At 59.6% G+C, this 20104-nt stretch carries 21 protein-coding genes; 7 read left to right on the forward strand and 14 right to left on the reverse strand.

Going from position 1 to position 20104, the window contains the following annotated elements; translation table 11 throughout:
• The first annotated feature begins 8 nt into the window (after nt 1-8).
• The 5 genes from MME58_RS17515 (at nt 9) to hemN (ending at nt 5341) form a co-directional block, all read left to right on the forward strand.
• The gene (locus MME58_RS17515; protein WP_054985615.1) at nt 9-545 is read left to right on the forward strand and encodes a FixH family protein; all 537 of its coding nucleotides are present in this window, start codon (nt 9-11) and stop codon (nt 543-545) included.
• Between the two features lie 2 nt (nt 546-547).
• Nucleotides 548-3007 (forward strand): heavy metal translocating P-type ATPase, encoded by a 2460-nt coding sequence (locus tag MME58_RS17520; RefSeq protein ID WP_055006952.1) that lies wholly within the window; start codon nt 548-550, stop codon nt 3005-3007.
• Entirely contained in the window at nt 2986-3186 is a 201-nt protein-coding gene (ccoS, locus tag MME58_RS17525) for a cbb3-type cytochrome oxidase assembly protein CcoS (RefSeq protein ID WP_054985613.1), read from the forward strand. Before MME58_RS17520 ends, ccoS begins: the two co-directional genes overlap by 22 nt.
• On the forward strand, nt 3179-3862 hold the full coding sequence (locus tag MME58_RS17530) for a sulfite exporter TauE/SafE family protein (protein ID WP_054985612.1): 684 nt from the start codon (nt 3179-3181) through the stop codon (nt 3860-3862). Before ccoS ends, MME58_RS17530 begins: the two co-directional genes overlap by 8 nt.
• Before the next feature lie 96 nt (nt 3863-3958).
• Nucleotides 3959-5341, forward strand: coding sequence for an oxygen-independent coproporphyrinogen III oxidase (gene hemN / locus MME58_RS17535; RefSeq protein ID WP_054985611.1), 1383 nt, complete (start codon nt 3959-3961; stop codon nt 5339-5341).
• Between the two features lie 14 nt (nt 5342-5355).
• On the opposite strand, the gene MME58_RS17540 is transcribed toward hemN, so the two are convergent.
• A complete protein-coding gene (locus tag MME58_RS17540; RefSeq protein ID WP_054985610.1) occupies nt 5356-5823 on the reverse strand; it encodes a hypothetical protein in 468 nt (155 codons plus the stop codon).
• 152 nt (nt 5824-5975) lie between these two features.
• Here MME58_RS17540 and fnr point away from each other — a divergent pair, with 152 nt between their 5' ends.
• Together fnr and MME58_RS17550 are read left to right on the forward strand one after the other, a co-directional pair.
• On the forward strand, nt 5976-6710 hold the full coding sequence (gene fnr / locus MME58_RS17545) for a fumarate/nitrate reduction transcriptional regulator Fnr (RefSeq protein WP_054985609.1): 735 nt from the start codon (nt 5976-5978) through the stop codon (nt 6708-6710).
• A 61-nt stretch (nt 6711-6771) separates the two neighbouring features.
• On the forward strand, nt 6772-7320 hold the full coding sequence (locus MME58_RS17550) for an adenine phosphoribosyltransferase (RefSeq protein ID WP_055006951.1): 549 nt from the start codon (nt 6772-6774) through the stop codon (nt 7318-7320).
• Nucleotides 7321-7739: 419 nt separating this feature from the next.
• Here the strand turns inward: MME58_RS17550 and MME58_RS17555 are convergent, their stop codons facing one another.
• The 13 genes from MME58_RS17555 to flhF all read right to left on the reverse strand — a co-directional run bounded on the left by MME58_RS17555 (nt 7740) and on the right by flhF (nt 20102).
• Nucleotides 7740-8141, reverse strand: a complete 402-nt coding sequence (locus tag MME58_RS17555) for a DUF2802 domain-containing protein (protein WP_054987611.1) — start codon at nt 8139-8141, stop codon at nt 7740-7742.
• On the reverse strand, nt 8142-8621 hold the full coding sequence (locus tag MME58_RS17560; protein ID WP_003370201.1) for a chemotaxis protein CheW: 480 nt from the start codon (nt 8619-8621) through the stop codon (nt 8142-8144).
• Between the two features lie 57 nt (nt 8622-8678).
• Nucleotides 8679-9599: a CheW domain-containing protein gene (locus MME58_RS17565; RefSeq protein WP_054987610.1), complete on the reverse strand. Its 921-nt coding sequence runs from the start codon at nt 9597-9599 to the stop codon at nt 8679-8681.
• 75 nt (nt 9600-9674) lie between these two features.
• On the reverse strand, nt 9675-10463 hold the full coding sequence (locus MME58_RS17570; protein ID WP_054987609.1) for a ParA family protein: 789 nt from the start codon (nt 10461-10463) through the stop codon (nt 9675-9677).
• Nucleotides 10464-10508: 45 nt separating this feature from the next.
• Complete coding sequence (gene motD / locus MME58_RS17575; RefSeq protein ID WP_054987608.1) at nt 10509-11396, reverse strand: flagellar motor protein MotD; 888 nt, start codon at nt 11394-11396, stop codon at nt 10509-10511.
• 6 nt (nt 11397-11402) lie between these two features.
• Nucleotides 11403-12143 (reverse strand): flagellar motor protein, encoded by a 741-nt coding sequence (locus MME58_RS17580; RefSeq protein ID WP_054987607.1) that lies wholly within the window; start codon nt 12141-12143, stop codon nt 11403-11405.
• A complete protein-coding gene (locus MME58_RS17585) occupies nt 12143-13291 on the reverse strand; it encodes a protein-glutamate methylesterase/protein-glutamine glutaminase (protein ID WP_054987606.1) in 1149 nt (382 codons plus the stop codon). The genes MME58_RS17580 and MME58_RS17585 overlap by 1 nt, the downstream gene beginning before the upstream one ends.
• 50 nt (nt 13292-13341) lie before the next feature.
• Nucleotides 13342-15618, reverse strand: a complete 2277-nt coding sequence (locus MME58_RS17590; RefSeq protein ID WP_055005642.1) for a chemotaxis protein CheA — start codon at nt 15616-15618, stop codon at nt 13342-13344.
• A gap of 33 nt (nt 15619-15651) precedes the next feature.
• Nucleotides 15652-16437: a protein phosphatase CheZ gene (locus MME58_RS17595; RefSeq protein ID WP_054987604.1), complete on the reverse strand. Its 786-nt coding sequence runs from the start codon at nt 16435-16437 to the stop codon at nt 15652-15654.
• Between the two features lie 19 nt (nt 16438-16456).
• Complete coding sequence (locus tag MME58_RS17600) at nt 16457-16831, reverse strand: chemotaxis response regulator CheY (RefSeq protein ID WP_162491446.1); 375 nt, start codon at nt 16829-16831, stop codon at nt 16457-16459.
• Nucleotides 16832-17087: 256 nt separating this feature from the next.
• The gene (gene fliA, locus MME58_RS17605) at nt 17088-17828 is read right to left on the reverse strand and encodes an RNA polymerase sigma factor FliA (protein ID WP_002554271.1); all 741 of its coding nucleotides are present in this window, start codon (nt 17826-17828) and stop codon (nt 17088-17090) included.
• The gene (gene fleN, locus MME58_RS17610; RefSeq protein WP_003412391.1) at nt 17825-18658 is read right to left on the reverse strand and encodes a flagellar synthesis regulator FleN; all 834 of its coding nucleotides are present in this window, start codon (nt 18656-18658) and stop codon (nt 17825-17827) included. The genes fliA and fleN overlap by 4 nt, the downstream gene beginning before the upstream one ends.
• Nucleotides 18659-18773: 115 nt before the next feature.
• Entirely contained in the window at nt 18774-20102 is a 1329-nt protein-coding gene (flhF, locus tag MME58_RS17615; protein WP_054987603.1) for a flagellar biosynthesis GTPase FlhF, read from the reverse strand.
• Nucleotides 20103-20104: the final 2 nt, after the last annotated feature.

Here is a 20104-nt window from a genome sequence, read left to right on the forward strand (position 1 = left end):
GCGCCGCCATGCCCGTTGCGACTGCTGCAAGCCCTTGGTACAGACACCTCTGGCCATGGATCATCATCGCCATCCTGACCTGTTCGGTGACACTGAGCCTTTCGATGGTGTTCATCGCCGTCAGCCATCCGGACCCGTTGGTCACCGACAATTATTACGAGGCCGGCAAAGGCATCAACCGCTCATTGAACAGGGAGGTGCTTGCCCAGTCTCTCAACCTGCATGCCCGCCTGAATGTGGACGAATTGACCGGCGAAGTCGAGCTGCACCTGAGCGGCAACAGCAACCCGGAACGTCTGGAATTGAACCTCATTTCCCCGACGCGCCCCGACAGTGACCGCCGCGTGTTTCTGACCCGCAGCCCATCGGAACCGGGTCGTTACATCGGGCAATTACCGGACCGGGTGGAGGGGCGGCGTTTTGTGGAACTGCTGGGTATCGAGGGCGACCAGACGTGGCGCCTGTTCGAGGAAGAGCAGATCGGCGCCGATGAGCTGACCCTGGGCGATGAACCTTTGCAAGCCGCGCAGCGCCGGAAAGACTGAACATGGCGAGGTTGCCCCCGATTACTCCCAGACCGTGCTACCACTGCGGCCTGCCTGTGCCTGCGGGTGGCCGATTTACAGCGGTGGTGCTCGGTCATCCCCGTGAGCTGTGCTGCCCTGGCTGTCAGGCCGTGGCCGAGGCAATCGTCGCCAGTGGTCTGGAGAGCTATTACCGGCATCGCAGCGAGACCTCGGCCAACCCGCAAAGCCTGCCCACGCAATTGATCGATGAGCTGACACTCTACGACCGCCCTGATGTGCAGGCACCGTTCGTGCGCCACGACGGCGAGTTGTCAGAGGCGACCTTGCTTGTCGAGGGGCTCAGTTGTGCAGCCTGCGGCTGGCTGATCGAGCAACGCCTGAGCCGGTTGCCCGCAGTGGCGCAAGCCCGTATGAACCTCTCCACCCGTCGCCTGCACGTGCGCTGGCGAGTCGAGCAACTTGCCCTCAGTCAGTTACTGAGCGAGCTGCATGCAATTGGCTACGTCGCTCATCCATGGCAGGCCGACCACGCGGCCGAGCGCCTGGCGAGTGAAAATCGTCTGGCGTTGCGGCAACTGGGTGTCGCCGGCCTGCTGTGGTTTCAGGCGATGATGGCAACCATGGCGACCTGGCCGGAGTTCAATATCGACCTCAGCCCGCAGATGCATACGATCCTGCGGTGGGTAGCGATGTTTCTGACAACCCCTATCGTGTTCTACAGCTGCGCACCCTTCTTTCGCGGTGCCTTGCGCGACCTGCGCAGCGGTCACCTGACAATGGACGTCTCGGTGTCGCTGGCGATCGGCGCAGCCTACGTGGCAGGTATCTGGACCGCTATAACCGGCACCGGGGAGCTGTATTTCGATGCAGTCGGCATGTTTGCGCTGTTCCTGCTGGCCGGACGTTACCTGGAACGCCGCGCCCGCGAACGCACGGCAGCGGCCACGGCGCAGCTGGTCAACCTGCTGCCTGCCTCATGCCTGCGCCTCGGTGCTAATGGCCACAGCCAGCGCATCCTGCTCAGCGAACTACGTCTGGCCGACCGCGTACTGGTGCTTCCGGGTACGGTGATACCGGCGGATGGCAAGGTCCTTGAAGGTCGGTCCAGTGTCGATGAGTCGCTGCTGACGGGCGAGTACCTGCCACAGACGCGTAACGTAGGCGACCCGGTGACCGCAGGAACGCTCAATGTCGAAAGCCCGCTGACCATCGCAGTGTCGGCGCTGGGTCACGAAACCCGCCTTTCGGCCATTGTCCGCCTGCTTGAGCGCGCCCAGGCGGAGAAACCCCGTCTCGCGCAGATAGCCGACCGGGCGGCACAGACCTTCCTGCTGTTTTCGTTGATGGCCGCTGCGCTGATCGGCGTGATCTGGTGGCAGATAGACGCATCGCGCGCATTCTGGATCGTACTGGCGATGCTTGTCGCCACCTGTCCCTGCGCACTGTCGCTGGCAACGCCGACCGCATTGACAGCAGCCACCGGTACGCTGCACAAGCTCGGGCTGCTGCTGACCCGTGGCCACGTACTGGAGGGTTTGCACCAGATCGATACAGTCATTTTCGACAAGACCGGCACCCTGACCGAGGGACGTCTGGTGCTGCGCAGCATTCTCCCGCTGCGCGAGCTGGACGCCGAGCGCTGCCTGGAACTGGCGGCTGCGCTGGAAAACCGTTCAGAGCATCCCATTGCCCGCGCCTTCGGTCCGGCTTCAACGGCTGCCGAACAGGTGCGCAGTACACCAGGACTGGGCCTGGAAGGTAGCGTTGACGGGCAACGGCTGCGCATCGGTCAGGCAGCTTTTGTCTGCGCGCAGAGCGGCGTTGAACCACCCGTGGTCGCGGATGAATCCGGACAGTGGCTGCTACTGGGCGACGCGCAAGGACCGCTGGCCTGGCTGGTGCTGGACGATCAACTGCGCGAAGATGCCGGCGCCTTGTTACACGCATGCAAGGTACGCGGCTGGAAAACGCTGCTGCTGTCCGGCGACAGCTCGCCCATGGTTGGCACTGTCGCGCGGGCGCTCGGTATCGACGACGCGCGTGGCGGCATGCGCCCGGACGATAAACTGAACGCGCTGCGGCAACTCCAGGCTCAGGGGCACAAGGTGCTGATGATCGGTGACGGAGTAAACGACGTACCGGCCATGGCGGCCGCGGACATCAGCGTGGCAATGGGCTCGGCCACCGACCTGACAAAAACCAGCGCTGACGCCGTGCTGCTGTGCAATCGCCTGCCGGTGCTGATCGACGCACTGAATCTGGCCCGGCGCACGCGCAGGGTGATTATCGAGAACCTGCTCTGGGCCGGCCTGTACAATGGCCTCATGCTGCCATTCGCGGCGCTGGGCTGGATCACCCCGGTATGGGCAGCCATCGGGATGTCGATCAGTTCATTGACCGTGGTGCTCAACGCTTTGCGCCTGACCCGTATGGCGCGCCCACCTGCTTCGGAGGTTTCATGCCCGCGCTTTACATCATGATCCCTGCTGCCTTGCTGCTGGTAGGTGTCGCGATCTACGTGTTTTTCTGGGCGGTGGACAGCGGCCAGTACGACGATATGGAAGGCCCGGCACACAGCATATTGTTCGATGAGCCGCCGCCAGTGAAGGATCGGCCAGAGCAGCAACAGTCTGGCGCTGACAGGAAGCACGATGTTTGAACTCGCTTCGATGCTGATCTCGGCATTCATTCTCGGGCTGCTGGGCGGCGGCCATTGCCTGGGGATGTGTGGCGGTCTGATGGGGGCGCTGACGCTGGCTATTCCCCAAGAACAGCGCAGCCGCCGATTTCGGCTGCTGTTGGCCTACAACCTCGGACGCATTCTCAGCTACACGGTTGCCGGCCTGTGTTCCGGGCTGGTCGGCTGGGCGGTCGCGCAAAGCCCGTTGGCAACGGGCCTGCGGATCATGGCCGCCGTGCTGTTGATCATGATGGGGCTGTATCTGGCCGGTTGGTGGAGCGGCCTGACGCACATCGAGCGGTTGGGCCGAGGCTTGTGGCGGTACCTGCAACCGCTGGCCAGTCGCTTGCTGCCGGTGTCCAGCCTGCCCCGCGCCTTGTTGCTCGGCGCGCTGTGGGGCTGGCTGCCCTGCGGGCTGGTCTACAGCGCCCTGTTGTGGTCAGCCAGTCAGGCCAGCCCCCTCGACAGCGCCCTGCTGATGCTGGCTTTCGGGTTAGGCACCTGGCCCGTTCTGCTGGCCACCGGACTTGCCGCCGAACGCACTACTGCCCTGCTGCGCAAACGGGGTGTGCGCGTGGCGGGAGGGTTGTTGGTGATCGTGTTCGGCCTCTGGACCTTGCCGGGGGCCCATCAGCATTGGTTGATGGGGCATTGAGGCAGACAGCTCATCGCGCCTTGACCCACGTCAACGCCCGCCCCTGAGCGCCTGCGTATGCTCGCGACATCGCCAGCCTGACCGGGAAACGTGCGCATGCTTGACGCCATTCGCTGGGATTCAGATCTGATCCATCGCTACGATGTGCCGGGACCGCGCTATACGTCCTACCCGACAGCGTTGCAGCTTCATACACAAGTGGGCGCATTCGACCTGCTGCATGCGCTGCGCGAAAGCCGCAAAGCGTTGCGCCCACTGTCGCTCTATGTGCATCTGCCCTTTTGCGCAAACATTTGTTACTACTGCGCCTGCAACAAGGTCATCACCAAAGACCGCGGACGTGCACAGGCCTACCTGCAGCGACTCGAGCACGAAATACAAATGCTCGCCTGCCACCTGGCACCCGCTCAGGTGGTAGAGCAACTGCATCTGGGGGGTGGCACGCCGACCTTCCTCAACCATGACGAACTGCGCCGGCTGATGGCTCAGCTACGCGCCAGGTTCAACCTGCTGGAGGATGATTCCGGCGACTACGGCATCGAGATCGATCCTCGCGAGGCAGACTGGACGACCATGGGCCTGCTGCGAGAACTGGGGTTCAACCGCGTCAGCCTTGGCGTGCAGGACCTGGACCCGGTTGTGCAACGGGCGATCAACCGCATGCAGAGCCTGGAGGAAACACGCGCAATCGTCGAGGCCGCCCGAACACTGCAATTTCGCTCCGTGAATATCGACCTGATCTACGGCCTGCCCAGACAAACCCCGCACGCCTTCAGTCGCACCGTGGAAGCAGTCATCGAATTGCAGCCCGATCGACTGTCGGTGTTCAACTATGCCCATCTGCCAGAGCGCTTCATGCCGCAACGGCGCATCGATACGGCGGACCTGCCGGATGCGCAGGACAAACTGCTCATGCTGGAGCGGACCATCGAGCAACTGGGCAACGCCGGTTATCGCTACATAGGCATGGACCACTTTGCCCTGCCCGACGACGAGCTGGCCATCGCTCAGGAAGACCTGACCCTGCAGCGTAACTTTCAGGGCTACACCACGCACGGTCACTGTGACCTGATCGGGCTGGGGGTTTCGGCCATCAGCCAGGTCGGCGAGCTGTACAGTCAGAACAGCAGCGACCTGAACGACTATCAGCGTTTGCTGGACAGTGACCAGCCGGCGACCAGACGTGGGCTGATGTGCAGCGACGACGACCGGATCAGACGCGCTGTCATCCAGCAGTTGATCTGCCACTTCACGCTGGATTTCGCCTGGATCGAAAAGGCATTTTCCATTGATTTCAGGGACTATTTCAGTGACGCATGGCCGCAATTGCTCGGCATGACGGAGGACGGGCTGATTACGTTGAGCAATACCGGTCTAAAAATCACGCACGCAGGCCGGTTGCTGGTGCGTGCCGTGTGCATGGTCTTCGATGCATACCTGCCCCGGCAGAGCAGGCAGCAGTTCTCCCGTGTGATATGACCCGCGTCCAGGCCCTACATTTTGGCCAGAACCAGCATTCCCGCCGCGGTCTTGTCGGCGTCACTGGAGCCCAGGCTGTTCATGAGCGACGACAGATCGGCCGTGGAATTGCTCACCTGCGCCTGCAACGTGATGAGCACGGTCTGTAGCGCCGCGGCCTTGGTCCGTCGCTCTTCGGGGCTCAGACTGGGGTCATTCAGCGTCTTCTGGATCTGCTCCATGGTTTCCTCGATCCTGCGTTGAAGCTCGCGAATCGCCTTGAGGATCTTCTGCACGGAAGCCGGCAGGCCGCTCTGCTCGATATCAGCGTTTCTCGAAGACGATGACGCAACTGCCTTGCCTTCTGCCGACAAATTGACCTGTACGCCCTTTGTCTCGCTCGCGGACGTCTCGGCAGTGCTTTGCCCGGCGTTACTGTAGGTGGTCTGCGAGGTCGCAGTTCGGATCGTAATGCTGTTGATCAACGGGAGTGTCGTTGACATGCCAAGGCATCCTGGTGTGGCTGAGGGAATAAAGATTTATCGGCAGCCAGTCTGCAACCTTGACGACGCCGACAGGTTTGCAGGCTGGCCCCGACAAGCAAGGGTGAGTTACCCTTACGGCTTATGTGTAATTTCCCACAAGGAATTAAGTGATGTCCGAGCCAGTAAAGTTGCGTGCTCAAACCCAGGCTCACTGCAAGGATTGCAGTCTCGCTCCACTCTGCCTGCCCCTCTCGTTGAACACGGAAGACATGGACTGCCTTGACCAGATCGTCAAGCGGGGCCGTCCGCTGAAAAAAGGTGAATTTCTGTTTCGTCAGGGAGATACCTTCGAATCGGTCTACGCCGTACGTTCCGGTGCACTGAAGACCTTCAACATCAGTGACAACGGCGAGGAACAACTCACCGGCTTTCATCTACCCAGCGAACTGGTGGGTATGTCAGGCATGGACGCAGAAGCTTACCCGGTCTCGGCGCAGGCACTGGAAACCACTTCAGTGTGCGAAATTCCGTTTGAACGCCTGGATGAACTGTCGGTGCAATTGCCGCAACTGCGTCGGCAGTTGATGCGCGTGATGAGCCGCGAGATCCGCGACGATCAGCAAATGATGCTGTTGCTGTCGAAAAAGACTGCCGATGAGCGGATCGCCACGTTTTTGATCAATCTGTCTGCGCGCTTCCGTGCCAGGGGCTTTTCAGCCAACCAGTTTCGCCTGAGCATGTCGCGCAACGAAATCGGCAATCATCTCGGTCTGGCAGTCGAGACCGTGTCACGGGTATTTACCCGGTTTCAGCAAAATCAGCTGATTTCTGCAGAAGGCAAAGAGATTCATATCCTCGACCCTATCGAACTCTGCGCACTGGCAGGCGGTGCGATGCAAAGCTGAAACGTGCGATCTGTGGCAGGTCGGCTTAAACTATCGGCCAAACCTGCCATGGATCCCCCTGATGATTTTCGATCAATCGACCTTCAAATCCTTGATACGCCCGGTCGTGGACTTCCCCAAACCGGGCGTAGTGTTTCGCGACATCACTCCCCTTTTTCAGTCGCCCAAGGCTACCCGCCAGGTTATCGACAGTTTCGTGCAGCGTTACATAGAGGCCGATTTCAGCCATATCGGCGTCATGGACGCGCGTGGTTTCCTGATTGGTTCAGTGGTGGCGTATCAACTGAACAAGCCACTGGTGCTGTTCCGCAAACAAGGCAAACTGCCTGCCGATGTATTGTCAGAGGCTTATCAGACCGAATACGGCGAAGCGTATCTGGAAGTGCATGCCGACAGTCTGTGCGAGGGTGATTCGGTGATCATGTTCGATGACCTGATCGCGACTGGAGGTACGCTGATCGCCGCCGCCAACCTGATCCGCCGCATGGGTGCCGAGGTGCATGAGGCCGCTGCGATTATCGACCTGCCGGAACTGGGCGGCTCGCAACGCCTGCGCGACCTGAACATCCCGACGTTCTGTCTGACGGAGTTTGCGCTGGACGAGCAGTAACGGCACAGGCACGAGAGTTACAGGTTCCAAACGGTCCAGCGCTCACGGCTATCGTAAATGCGCTTTTTTATCGCGATGGCACTGACGACGCAGAGTGCGACGTAAGTGACGGCTGAGTCCTGGCGCTGATCCGGGGGTAGCCTGGCAGGACGCCAGGCTAGCCGCACCGGGCCATGGATGGCCCGTTGCGGCGACCCCCGGATCAGTGACAGGGCGAAGGAACCCGACGAAGTCGGGCCGGAAACGGAGCCTGGGGGTTTGCTTACTTTGGCCCCATCAAATTAAGTCGCCGAGGGGCGAAAAGGTGACTTGAGTCGAACCTCAATCTACCTGACATCACAAAACCACTGTGTGACGCGGAGCGTCACGAACTGCATTCCCACGCGGAGCATGGGAACGATAGCCATCCGAACGAGAAACTAGCTCGCTGTATTGCCGTGCAGTTTGGTCATCAATTGCGCTTCGGCCTGGGTCAGCCCGCAAGACTGGGTCAGCTCATCGATGCTGGCACCCATGCCCACCAGGCGTGCAGCCTGAGCAAAGGACAGCGTGGAGGGATCGCGCTGTTCCAGTGCGGTAAGCTTGTCGGGCAACGGCGCAACAATGGCACGCAGTTCATGCAACGCTTCGCCCATGCGCACCGTGCCGTTCTGGTAGTTGTCCAGACGTCTGGCCAACTCCTTGATCCGCTGATCACGCAAGGCAGCTGCCTCATCACGCTCGGCGTCGAGCTTGCGCTGACGCCTGGTATGGGCCAGGAACATAAACAGGGTGACTACCCAGAGAATGCCCAGGAAGACGACAGCTACCTCAAAGATCAATCAGATGTTCTCCAGCTCGGACCACTCTTCTTCGGACATCATTTTGTCCAGTTCAACCAGAATCAACAGCTCGCCGTTCTTGTTGCAGACGCCCTGAATAAACTTGGCCGATTCATCGTTGCCCACGTTTGGCGCGGTTTCGACTTCGGACTGACGCAAGTAAACCACTTCAGCCACGCTGTCGACCAGAATCCCGACCACTTGCTTGTCGGCTTCGATGATCACGATACGCGTATTGTCGCTGACTTCAACCGGTGCCAGACCAAAACGCTGACGGGTATCGATCACCGTTACAACGTTACCGCGCAGGTTGATAATGCCCAGTACGTAACTTGGCGCACCCGGCACCGGGGCGATTTCAGTGTAGCGCAGCACTTCCTGCACCTGCATTACGTTGATGCCATAGGACTCGTTGTCCAGACGGAACGTAACCCATTGCAGGATAGGATCTTCGGAACCTTGTGCAGACGACTTATTCATAACCCCAACCCCTCACGTGTGTTCTTTGCGGGTGACGCCACTGGCATCGACCCATGATTATTTCGACTTGTTCAACTGCTTGACCGCGCCACTGGCTATCAGCTCGGCCAACTCTGCAACATCCAGCAACGCGCACATATGCTCGATGACCGTGCCCGCCAGCCATGGACGCTGACCTCGCTGCGTGCGCCACTTGATCTCGTTTGGATCAAGACGCAACGAACGGCTGACCTGATGCACCGCCAGTCCCCATTCGTATCCCTGCACCGAAATCACATACTGCAATCCCTGGCGAAAATCGTCGCGGTAGCGATCAGGCATGATCCAGCGCGCGGTATCCAGCACTTTCAGGTTGCCCGCCTGGCAGGGCAAAATCCCGAGAAACCAGTCCGGCTGACCGAACAGCGGCGTCAGCTCCTGCCCTGCCAGCGGATAAATCGACCCCAGGCACACCAGAGGCACCGCCAGTGTCAGCCCGGCCACATCGAACAGCAAGCATTCGAACGGCTCAGCGGCCCATGCCGGACGGCCATCGCTGGTCGGCGGTGGCGTTGGCGTCCGCTGTGTGACCAGCGTACTCAACTCGGCGACCGGCTCGACCAGATCAACCGTCGGCACAGCCACTTGCGCATCAGCCACTTCGACCGGCACGGGCACTTCAATCTGCACCGCTTCGGCAACGATCACCGGAGCGGCTTCAACGACCGGCGCAGGCGCTGCGACCTTTACCGCTACAGCCACCGGAGCCGGAGCGGCTACCGCGACCGCCAGCGGTTTGATGCGCGTCTGCATTCGCGCATCAATGGCCTGCTCTTCGAGCACAGCAGCCTGAAATTCGTCGATGCTGCTGACAGGCTCTTCAAGCACTTCAGTCGCGTCGTGCAGCAGTGCGTCCAGATAAGACTGCAATGCCAGCTTGGGTCGTGTTGCTACTTCTACAGGGCGGTTCATACCGGGGCCCAACAAAAAATGGAGCATGTGCAGCCTGATAGAGTTATCGGCCGCATTGAGGCATCACTTGAGCAAACTGTGTAGAAAGAATAGACGCTCACGTCAGGCCACCTGCGCATTCAACTGCTCGGCGAGCATATGTTTGAGCAATGCCCGATAAGCGATCACACCACGACTCTTGCTGTCATTCTGCGACGGCGTCAGCCCCAGACGGCTGGCGTCGCGCAGTCGCGTGTCAACCGGCACGTAGGCTTGCCAGACGTGTTCGGGAAAGCTGTCACGCAACAATTTCAAAGTGCCCATCGACGCCTGCGTACGGCGGTCGAACAACGTCGGCACGATGGTATAAGGCAATGGCACCTTGCGCGAACGGTTGATCATGGTCAGGGTATTGACCATGCGCTCCAGACCTTTGACGGCAAGGAATTCCGTCTGCACTGGAATCGCCAGTTGCTGACTGGCTGCCAGCGCATTGACCATGAGCACGCCCAGCAGCGGCGGACTGTCGATCAGCGCATAGTCAAAATCCTGCCATAGTTGAGCGAGGCTCTTGGCAATGACCAGACCCAGACCGCTCTGGCCCGGTGACTGACGCTCCAGCGTGGCAAGTGCGGTGCTCGAAGGGATCAGCGAGATACGCTGGTCGCTGGTCGGCAGCAGCAACTGGCCAGGGAGTCCGTCCGGCACCGCGCCCTTGTGCAGAAAAAGATCGAAGGCGCTGTGTTCGAGTTCGTCCGGGTTGTGCCCGAAATAGCTGGTCATGGAGCCATGGGGGTCCAGATCGACAACGACCACACGCTTGCCTGCGTCGGCCAGCAGGCCGGCCAGGGCAATGGTCGTGGTGGTCTTTCCGACTCCACCTTTCTGGTTGGCAACTGCCCAGACTCTCATTGATGTTTTTCCTTGCGTACAGCAACGACCATGCCGATACGATGTTTAGGGAGCAGGTGACGGAGAATTGACGGCGTTCGCGCGTACCGGCGGCTTTGCTGGCACCGGTGCAGTTTGTGTGCCAGCACGCCTCAATGCCGCATCAGGCTGAACATTGGCCGAACCCGCGCTGGTCAGGCTTCGGCGTACATCCAGATTTCGCGAAATAACCAGCACCACACGGCGGTTCTTTGCGCGTCCGGCAGCAGTGGTGTTGGGCGCAATCGGCTGAAACTCACCGTAACCCACTGAGGCGAGACGTGCGGGGTTGACGCCGTCCATGGCCAGCATGCGCACAATGCTGGCGGAACGAGCCGAAGATAACTCCCAATTGGTCGGAAACTGTGCAGTGCTGATCGGCTGATCGTCAGTAAAGCCCTCGACATGAATCGGGTTGTCGAAGCGTTTGACGATTCCGGAGACCTTTTCGATGATGTTGAAGGCCTTGTCGCTGGGTATGGCGTCACCGCTGACGAACAGCAGACTGGAATTGAGCTCGATCTCGATCCATAACTCGTTGCCACGCACAGTCATCTGATCGGACTTGATCAGATCGCCGAACGCATCGCGCACGTCCTGGGCGATGGTCTGTAACGGATCATCAGAGGCCTGGCCGATACCTGCGTCAGTCTGCTCGCTGTCCTTGACCAACGGTTCGGCAGGCTTGACCGAGAGCGGGCGCTGTTCACCGATCGGGATCGGCTTCATGGTCCGCTCGGTGTCGTTGAAAACGCCAACCAGCGCCTGGGACAGAATCTTGTACTTGCCTTCGTTGACCGAGGAAATCGAGTACATCACCACGAAAAAGGCGAACAGCAGGGTAATGAAGTCGGCATACGACACCAGCCAGCGTTCATGATTTTCGTGTTCTTCGGCCTGACGTCGACGAGCCATGCACTGTTACTCCATGAAGCCTTGCAGCTTGAGTTCGATGGAGCGCGGGTTTTCACCCTCGGCGATGGACAACAGACCCTCGAGCAACATTTCGCGATAACGTGACTGACGGTGGGCAATCGCCTTGAGCTTGTTGGCCACTGGCAACAGGATCAGGTTGGCCGTAGCGACACCGTAGATGGTGGCGACAAAGGCCACCGCAATGCCGCTACCCAACTGGCTGGGGTCAGCCAGGTTGCCCATGACATGAATCAGACCCATCACCGCACCGATGATGCCTACGGTCGGCGCGTAGCCGCCCATGCTTTCAAATACCTTGGCAGCCTGGATATCGCGGGTCTCCTGAGTGATGAAATCCACTTCGAGAATGCTGCGGATCGCTGCGGGCTCGGCACCATCGACCAACAGTTGCAAGCCTTTGCGGGCATAGCTGTCGGGCTCGGAATCGGCGACCGTCTCCAGGCCGAGCAAGCCCTCCTTGCGCGCCGTCATGCTCCAGCCGATCACCCGGTCGACACCGCCGGGCAGATCGATACGAGGAGGAAAAATGATCCAGCGGATGATTTTCATGGCGCGCATGAATGCGCTCATCGGTGACTGCAACAGCGACGCACCCAGTGTGCCGCCCAATACAATCAGGGCTGCCGGGCCATTGAGCAACGCACCGAGGTGTCCGCCTTCAAGAAAATTGCCGCCAATGATCGCGACAAACGCCAGGATCAGGCCGATAAGACTCAGTACATCCATCAGAGACAGGCCTCTACCAGGTGCCGACCGATGTCGTCGAGACTGTAGATCGCGTCTGCAAGCTCAGCCTTGACGATTGCCATCGGCATGCCATAAATCACGCAGCTCGCTTCGTCCTGCGCCCACACCGTACTGCCGACCTGCTTGAGCAGGCGAGCGCCCTCGCGACCGTCGGCGCCCATGCCGGTCAATACGACCGAAAGCACCTTGTCGCCATAGGACTTGGCAGCAGAGCCGAAGGTGATGTCTACGCACGGCTTGTAGTTCAGGCGCTCATCACCCGGCAGAATCTTCACCGTGCCACGCGCGTCAACCATCATCTGCTTGCCGCCTGGTGCCAGCAAGGCAAGGCCCGGGCGCAGAACGTCACCGTCCTCCGCTTCCTTGACGCTGATCTTGCACAACTTGTCGAGACGCTCGGCAAAAGCCTTGGTGAAGGCCGCGGGCATGTGTTGAATCAACACCAGCGGCGCCGGAAAGCTGGCTGGCAACTGGGTCAGCACACGTTGCAGCGCAACCGGGCCGCCCGTCGAGGTACCGATAGCCACCAGCTTGTAGGCCTTGCGCTTGGGCGTGCCTGACGTACTCGGGTGCGCCGGTGCATGGTGAGCAGGCGTGGCAGGCGCTGGACTGCGCGCTGGCACGGCACGGACAGGCGCAGCGGCTGGCGCAGTTGCACGGCCAGGGAGCGTCGGCGACGGCGCAGCAGCCGGCGCAGCGCTGGTCGTACCAAACCCGCTGGAGCGACGGTTACTGCGCGAAATACTGTTGATTTTCTCGCACAGCAGTTGTTTGACCTTCTGCGGGTTGCGCGAAATATCTTCGAAATTCTTGGGCAGAAAATCCACTGCACCGGCGTCAAGCGCGTCCAGCGTCACACGTGCACCTTCGTGCGTGAGTGACGAGAACATCAAGACCGGGGTCGGGATACGCTGCATGATATGGCGAACTGCCGTAATGCCATCCATCATCGGCATTTCGTAGTCCATGGTGATGACGTCAGGTTTGAGCGCCAGCGCTTGCTCAATCGCTTCCTTGCCGTTGGTGGCGGTGCCGACAACTACAATGTTGGGGTCCGAAGAAAGAATTTCCGTAACGCGGCGGCGGAAAAAACCGGAATCATCCACCACCAGGACCTTGACTGCCATAAACACTCCAATAGGTGTTGCAGGCAGCCAGGCTGCCCGCAACCCCGGATTCAAATACGCCGTGCGGCGTAACGCTTGAGCATGCTGGGTACATCGAGAATCAAGGCGATGCGACCGTCACCGGTGATGGTGGCGCCCGACATGCCCGGCGTACCTTGCAGCATCTTGCCCAGCGGTTTGATAACCACTTCTTCCTGGCCAACCAGTTGATCGACAACGAAGCCGATGCGCTGGGTGCCGACCGTCAGGATCACGACGTGCCCTTCTCGCTGTTCTTCATGAGCCGCCGAACTGACCAGCCAGCGCTTCAGGTAGAACAGCGGCAAGGCCTTGTCACGTACGATCACGACTTCCTGACCATCTACCACGTTGGTGGTCGACAGGTCCAAGTGGAAGATTTCGTTGACGTTGACCAGCGGGAAGGCGAAGGCCTGGTTGCCCAGCATCACCATCAGGGTAGGCATGATCGCCAGGGTCAGAGGGACCTTGATGACGATCTTCGAACCCTGGCCCTTGGTCGAATAGATATTGATAGAGCCGTTGAGCTGGGAAATCTTGGTTTTGACCACGTCCATGCCCACACCGCGACCCGACACATCGGAAATCTCGGTCTTGGTCGAGAAACCCGGTGCAAAGATCAGGTTGTAGCAATCGGTGTCACTCAACCGGTCGGCGGCATCCTTGTCCATGACGCCGCGCTTGACCGCGATGGAACGCAATACATTAGGGTCCATGCCCTTGCCGTCATCGGAAATCGACAGCAGGATGTGATCGCCTTCCTGCTCTGCCGAAAGGATGACCCGCCCACCACGGGATTTGCCCGTGGCTTCGCGCTCTTCCGGCGTTTCGATACCGTGGTCGACCGCGTTACGCACCAAGTGGACCAGCGGGTCGGCAAGCGCCTCCACGAGGTTCTTGTCGAGGTCGGTTTCTTCACCGACCAGTTCCAGATTGATCTCTTTCTTGAGCTGACGAGCCAGGTCACGAACCAGACGCGGGAAGCGTCCGAAGACTTTCTTGATCGGCTGCATGCGGGTTTTCATGACCGCAGTCTGCAGGTCGGCGGTGACCACATCCAGGTTGGAAACCGCCTTGGACATGGCTTCATCGCCGCTGTTGAGGCCCAAACGCACCAGGCGGTTACGCACCAGCACCAGTTCGCCGACCATGTTCATGATCTCGTCCAGTCGGGCAGTGTCCACACGAACTGTGGTTTCAGCTTCCGTAGCCACCGGCTTCTCGCCGGTAGGGGCAGGAGCACGCGCAGGGGCAGGTGCCGACGCTGGCTTGGCCGGCTCGGCTTTCGCAGCAGGCGCAGGCGCTGCGGCGGGCTTGGCGGCAGGTGGCGGAGAAACGGCTGCGGCAGTTGCCGGAGCCGGTGCCTTGGCAACGACCGCGTCAGGCTCGAACTTGCCTTTGCCGTGCAATTCGTCGAGCAGGTTTTCGAATTCGTGATCGGTAATTTCGTCCGATGCAGCCGCAACACTTGGTGCCTTGGCAGCGACGGCCGCGGGTGCAGCAGCCACAGGAGCGGCTATGGCAGCGTCAAACGAGCCTTTACCGTGCAGTTGATCGAGCAGTGCTTCGAATTCATCATCGGTGATTTCGTCGCTGGCTGGCGCTGCACTGCCACTCTGAGCAGCGGGTGCAGGAACCGGAGCGGCTACAGCATCGGCCGCAAACTTGCCCTTGCCATGCAACTGATCGAGCAGGGATTCAAATTCCTGATCGGTGATTTCATCGCCGGCTGGCGCGACCGCAGCTGCCGGTGCTGCCGATGGAGCCGCAGACACTGGACTGGAGCCGTGCAGCGAATCGAGCAGTTGCTCGAACTCATCATCGGTAATGTCATCGCTGGCCGCTGGCTCGGCTACCGGCGCGGCAGCTTCAATCGCCGGCTCAGGCTCAGGCTCAGGCGCTGCGACTTCGTCTGCAGATTGTGGTTCGGCCAGCCGCGACAGCGCGGCCAGCAGTTCTGGCGTCGCCGCAGTAACGTCAGTCCGTTCACGTACCTGACCGAACATGCTGTTGACGGTGTCCAGAGCTTCCAGGACCACATCCATCAGTTCGGAATCAACGCGACGCTCACCCTTGCGCAGGATGTCGAACACGTTTTCGGCGATGTGGCAGCACTCCACCAGCTCATGGAGCTGGAGGAAGCCGGCGCCCCCTTTTACAGTGTGAAAACCGCGAAAAATTGCATTGAGCAGATCAGCATCATCCGGTCGGCTTTCCAGCTCGACCAATTGCTCTGACAACTGCTCCAGAATTTCGCCGGCCTCTACCAGAAAATCCTGAAGGATTTCTTCATCGGCGCCGAAGCTCATGGGGTGCTCCCTAAAATTAACCGTCAACAGACCTTAGAAGCCGAGGCTCGATAGCAGATCGTCTACATCATCCTGTCCGGATACGACGTCTTCACGTTTATCGGCATGAATCTGCGGACCTTCACCCTTGGCGAGATGTTTTTTAGGATCTTTTTCAGCAAGGATGGATTGTTCGTCATGTTCGATGCCTGCGAAGCGATCGACATGACTGGCCATGAGCACCAGTTTGAGCAGATTGCTTTCGACTTCCGTAACCAGTTGCGTCACGCGCTTGATGACCTGACCCGTAAGGTCCTGGTAATCCTGGGCAAGCAGAATGTCGTTGAGGTGTCCGGAAACCTTATGGGTTTCCTGCTCGGTACGCGTCAGGAAGCCATCGACCCGCTTGGCCAGCTCACGGAATTCCTCGGCACCGATTTCGCGGCGCATGAAGCGTCCCCAGTCATCGCTCAGCGCCTTGGCATCGGAATTGAGACCGGCCATGAGCGGCGTACTTTCCTCGACCAGGTCCATGGTGCGGTTGGCCGCATTCTCGGTCAGCCTCACCACATACGACAGGCGCTCGGTTGCGTCCGTGATCTGCGACACTTCCTCGGCTTGAGGCATGTGTGGATCGATGTGAAAGTTGACGATTGCACTGTGCAGCTCACGAGTCAGCTTGCCCACTTCCTGATAAAGGCCGCGGTCGCGTGTCTGGTTGAGTTCATGGATCAGCTGCACAGCGTCACCAAAGCGACCTTTTTCAAGGCTGGTGACGAGTTCCTGCGCGTGTCTTTTTAAGGTCGACTCAAAGTCGGCCATCGAATCATTGTTATCCATAGCGCCCTCGCGGCATGCATCAGCTATTGACGCGTTCAAAGATCTTTTCGATCTTCTCTTTCAGCGCTTGAGCCGTGAATGGCTTGACTACATAACCGTTCACCCCGGCCTGGGCAGCTTCAATGATCTGCTCACGCTTGGCTTCGGCAGTGACCATCAGCACGGGAAGGCTTTTGAGGCGATCGTCCTTGCGGACCTCGCGCAGCAGATCGATGCCGGACATGCCAGGCATGTTCCAGTCCGTCACCAGAAAGTCAAAGGCACCGCTTTGCAGCATCGGCAATGCGGTCAGACCATCATCCGCTTCCGATGTGTTGGTAAACCCCAGATCACGCAAAAGGTTCTTGATGATCCGCCGCATCGTTGAGAAGTCATCAACGATGAGGATTTTCATGTTCTTGTCCAATTCGACCTCCAAGCAGTCTTTAACGCGTTCAGCACCTGAACACGCTGTTCACTCAATACTGGCACAGCACACCCCCGGCTGTACGAAACGACGACGGGCTTGGCACAACAACAGGCAAAGACCTGAACAACAAGCCCATCAGGGCACTGCCCGACAGGCTTTTGACTCGTCTATCCTGTTACCACGTAACGCTCTGCACAGCCGGTATGCAGATACTGCGCGACCACAGGCCGCACCGCATCTGTCAACGCGCTCGCCACTCCCCCAAACGCCCTCGCAAACGAGCTGCGCACTGGCTGTGTAACTGACTGACCCGAGATTCGCTGACCCCTAGAACTTCTCCGATTTCCTTGAGGTTCAGCTCTTCGTCGTAGTACAGCGCCAACACCAGACGCTCGCGCTCTGGCAGGTTGGCAATTGCATCGGCCAACGCAGCCTGGAAGCGCTCGTCTTCCAGGTCGCGCGACGGCTCAAGCGAACCGCTTGCGCCATCCTCATGCAGCCCTTCGTGATCGCCGTCCTGAAGCAGGTCGTCGAAACTGAAGAGGCGGCTGCCCAAGGTGTCGTTCAAAATCCCGTAATAATCATCGAGACTCAACTGGAGTTCGGCCGCAACCTCGTGATCTTTAGCATCACGACCGGTTTTAGCTTCAATTGCCCGAATTGCGTCACTGACCATGCGGGTATTGCGGTGCACCGAGCGTGGTGCCCAGTCCCCTTTGCGCACTTCATCCAGCATCGCACCACGGATGCGAATACCGGCGTAGGTCTCGAAACTCGCACCCTTGGTGGAATCGTATTTGGTCGAGACTTCAAGCAGACCGATCATGCCGGCCTGGATCAGATCCTCGACCTGCACACTGGCCGGCAAGCGCGCCAGCAGATGATAAGCGATACGCTTGACCAATGGCGCATAACGCTCGATCAACTCGTACTGTGAGTTACGGGAAGCCTTGCTGTACATCTGGTAGCCGCTCGCAGTCATTGCACAGGCCCTGCACTGGTCTGGTGAACGAGTCGCTCAACGAAGAACTCGAGATGGCCCCGCGGATTGGCTGGCAACGGCCAGGTATCAACCTTCTGGGCAATGGCCTTGAACGCCAGTGCACATTTGGAACGCGGGAATGCTTCGTAGACGGCGCGCTGCTTCTGCACGGCCTTGCGCACGCACTCGTCGTACGGCACGGCACCTACATACTGCAGCGCAACATCAAGAAAACGGTCCGTTACTTTGGTGAGTTTGGCGAACAGGTTGCGCCCTTCCTGAGGGCTCTGCGCCATGTTGGCCAGGACCCGGAAACGGTTCATGCCGTAGTCGCGATTGAGCAGCTTGATCAGGGCGTAGGCATCGGTGATCGACGTGGGCTCGTCGCACACCACCAGCAACACTTCCTGAGCGGCGCGCACGAAGCTGACCACCGATTCACCGATACCGGCAGCCGTGTCGATCACAAGTACATCGAGGTTGTCGCCAATCTCGCTGAACGCCTGGATCAACCCTGCATGCTGGGCCGGGGACAGATGCACCATGCTCTGGGTGCCTGAGGCGGCAGGCACGATACGAACCCCACCTGGCCCCTGCAACAGAACGTCGCGCAATTCACAACGACCCTCTATCACATCGGCCAGTGTACGTTTAGGCGTCAGCCCAAGCAGAACGTCGACATTGGCCAGACCCAGATCGGCATCCAGCAGCATGACGCGCCGGCCAAGCTCGGCAAGGGCCAGTGAAAGATTCACTGACACGTTAGTCTTACCGACGCCACCTTTGCCACCGGTCACCGCGATAACCTGTACGGGATGCATGCTGCCCATGTTATTTCTTTACCTTGTCTTGCGTAGACCGAAACCACATCGAGGGCTGCACGTTCACAAACGAACACTGCCTGGCAGACCGTTGACGCAGGGACATTCCAATAATATCCATCACTTAACCCACTCTCTTGCCAGGGGTGTGATAGAGGTCAGCAAACATATCAGCCATTGCTTCCTCGCTAGGCTCATCCTGCATCTGCACACTCACCGCGCGGCTTACCAGTTGATGACGACGCGGGGTATGCAGGTCATCAGGAATACGTGGTCCGTCCGTAAGGTAGGCCACAGGTAATTCATGACTGATCGCCAGGCTCAGGACTTCGCCGAGGCTGGCTGTTTCATCAAGCTTGGTCAGAATGCATCCGGCCAGGCCACAACGTTTGTAACTGTGATAAGCCGCTGTCAGAACCTGCTTCTGGCTGGTGGTTGCCAGGACCAGATAGTTACGCGACTTGATGCCGCGCCCTGCAAGACTTTCCAGCTGCATGCGCAGTGCCGGATCGCTGGCTTGCAGGCCGGCGGTGTCGATCAGCACTACGCGCTTGCGCAACAGCGGTTCCAGCGCCTGGACCAGAGACTGACCAGGATCGACATGAGTGACCGGCACGTTGAGGATGCGCCCAAGGGTCTTGAGTTGCTCCTGTGCGCCGATGCGGAAGCTGTCCATGCTGACCAGCGCGATGTTCTGCGGGCCGTACTTCAACACATAACGCGCCGCCAGCTTGGCCAGCGTGGTGGTCTTGCCCATGCCGGCAGGCCCGACCATGGCAATCACTCCACCCTCTTCGAGCGGCTCGATGTCCGGGACAGCAATCATGCGTGCCAGATGGGCCAGCAGCATGCGCCAGGCCTGACGAGGCTCGTCGATCTCCGGAATCATCGAGAGCAGATCGCGCGACAACGGGCCGGACAGACCGACACGTTGCAGGCGACGCCACAGATTGGCCTGCTGCGGCCGACTGCCCTGCAGCTGGTTCCAGGCCAGGGAGCCGAGCTGGACTTCCAGCAGCTCGCGCAGGCCATTCAGTTCGGAGCGCATCGAGTCGTAGGCGCGCTGGCCAACGGCCGGCTCTGCAGCGGCTGGCGGCGTATATGCGAATGGACGCGGCGGCTCTTCGAGCGTCGGCTCGATGTGCGTGTCCACAGCGCTGGCCGGCTTGCCGGAAAACAGCTGAAGATTGATCGACGCGTCGCTGTCGCTGCGGTTATTCAATTCGGCCTGAGCGGAGACGATGCGCGACTGGGTCTTGCGCAGCTCGTCTTCAAGCTCCATGTTCGGCACGCGCGGTGCGAGGGCGGACAGCTTGTAATCCAGAGCGGCAGTCAGCTCTACGCCACCGGCAATGCGCCGGTTACCGATGATGGCCGCCTCGGCGCCCAGCTCATCGCGAACCAGTTTCATGGCTTGACGCATATCGGCGGCGAAAAATCGCTTAACTTGCATGA

This window comes from Pseudomonas syringae pv. tagetis (genome assembly GCF_022557255.1).
Classification (GTDB): domain Bacteria; phylum Pseudomonadota; class Gammaproteobacteria; order Pseudomonadales; family Pseudomonadaceae; genus Aquipseudomonas; species Aquipseudomonas caricapapayae.

Excerpts from the sequence above, each read along its gene's own strand:
- MME58_RS17515 (WP_054985615.1), top strand. The coding sequence starts at position 9 with ATGCCCGTTGCGACTGCTGCAAGCCCTTGGTACAGACACCTCTGGCCA.
- MME58_RS17520 (WP_055006952.1), top strand. The coding sequence starts at position 548 with ATGGCGAGGTTGCCCCCGATTACTCCCAGACCGTGCTACCACTGCGGC.
- ccoS (WP_054985613.1), top strand. The coding sequence starts at position 2,986 with ATGCCCGCGCTTTACATCATGATCCCTGCTGCCTTGCTGCTGGTAGGT.
- MME58_RS17530 (WP_054985612.1), top strand. The coding sequence starts at position 3,179 with ATGTTTGAACTCGCTTCGATGCTGATCTCGGCATTCATTCTCGGGCTG.
- hemN (WP_054985611.1), top strand. The coding sequence starts at position 3,959 with ATGCTTGACGCCATTCGCTGGGATTCAGATCTGATCCATCGCTACGAT.
- MME58_RS17540 (WP_054985610.1), bottom strand. The coding sequence starts at position 5,823 with ATGTCAACGACACTCCCGTTGATCAACAGCATTACGATCCGAACTGCG.
- fnr (WP_054985609.1), top strand. The coding sequence starts at position 5,976 with ATGTCCGAGCCAGTAAAGTTGCGTGCTCAAACCCAGGCTCACTGCAAG.
- MME58_RS17550 (WP_055006951.1), top strand. The coding sequence starts at position 6,772 with ATGATTTTCGATCAATCGACCTTCAAATCCTTGATACGCCCGGTCGTG.
- MME58_RS17560 (WP_003370201.1), bottom strand. The coding sequence starts at position 8,621 with ATGAATAAGTCGTCTGCACAAGGTTCCGAAGATCCTATCCTGCAATGG.
- MME58_RS17565 (WP_054987610.1), bottom strand. The coding sequence starts at position 9,599 with ATGCTCCATTTTTTGTTGGGCCCCGGTATGAACCGCCCTGTAGAAGTA.
- MME58_RS17570 (WP_054987609.1), bottom strand. The coding sequence starts at position 10,463 with ATGAGAGTCTGGGCAGTTGCCAACCAGAAAGGTGGAGTCGGAAAGACC.
- motD (WP_054987608.1), bottom strand. The coding sequence starts at position 11,396 with ATGGCTCGTCGACGTCAGGCCGAAGAACACGAAAATCATGAACGCTGG.
- MME58_RS17580 (WP_054987607.1), bottom strand. The coding sequence starts at position 12,143 with ATGGATGTACTGAGTCTTATCGGCCTGATCCTGGCGTTTGTCGCGATC.
- MME58_RS17585 (WP_054987606.1), bottom strand. The coding sequence starts at position 13,291 with ATGGCAGTCAAGGTCCTGGTGGTGGATGATTCCGGTTTTTTCCGCCGC.
- MME58_RS17590 (WP_055005642.1), bottom strand. The coding sequence starts at position 15,618 with ATGAGCTTCGGCGCCGATGAAGAAATCCTTCAGGATTTTCTGGTAGAG.
- MME58_RS17595 (WP_054987604.1), bottom strand. The coding sequence starts at position 16,437 with ATGGATAACAATGATTCGATGGCCGACTTTGAGTCGACCTTAAAAAGA.
- MME58_RS17600 (WP_162491446.1), bottom strand. The coding sequence starts at position 16,831 with ATGAAAATCCTCATCGTTGATGACTTCTCAACGATGCGGCGGATCATC.
- fliA (WP_002554271.1), bottom strand. The coding sequence starts at position 17,828 with ATGACTGCGAGCGGCTACCAGATGTACAGCAAGGCTTCCCGTAACTCA.
- fleN (WP_003412391.1), bottom strand. The coding sequence starts at position 18,658 with ATGGGCAGCATGCATCCCGTACAGGTTATCGCGGTGACCGGTGGCAAA.
- flhF (WP_054987603.1), bottom strand. The coding sequence starts at position 20,102 with ATGCAAGTTAAGCGATTTTTCGCCGCCGATATGCGTCAAGCCATGAAA.